The 383-nt window shown below is 54.0% G+C and carries 1 pseudogene; it reads left to right on the forward strand.

What is annotated here, in order from left to right:
- Positions 1-383 (forward strand): annotated as a pseudogene (gene ghxP / locus CKW40_RS42625) (guanine/hypoxanthine transporter GhxP); the annotation flags it as partial.

Here is a 383-nt window from a genome sequence, read left to right on the forward strand (position 1 = left end):
GTGTCGGTCTGGTGATTAAAAACCCGCTTGATGGTCTGCCCGTTGCGCTGGGTGATTTCGCGACCTTCCCGGTGATTATGTCACTGGTAGGTCTGGCGGTGATCATCGGCCTGGAAAAACTGAAAGTCCCTGGTGGCATTCTGCTGACCATTATCGGTATCTCAATTGTCGGTTTGATCTTCGATCCTAACGTCCATTTCTCCGGCGTTTTCGCCATGCCTTCATTGAGCGATGAAAACGGCAATTCACTGATTGGCAGCCTGGACATTATGGGCGCGCTGAATCCTGTAGTCCTGCCAAGCGTTCTGGCGCTGGTGATGACGGCAGTATTTGATGCCACCGGAACTATCCGTGCCGTCGCCGGCCAGGCGAACCTGCTGGAT

The sequence above is a fragment of the Mesorhizobium carmichaelinearum genome (genome assembly GCF_900199455.1).
In the GTDB taxonomy this organism is placed as follows: domain Bacteria; phylum Pseudomonadota; class Alphaproteobacteria; order Rhizobiales; family Rhizobiaceae; genus Mesorhizobium; species Mesorhizobium carmichaelinearum.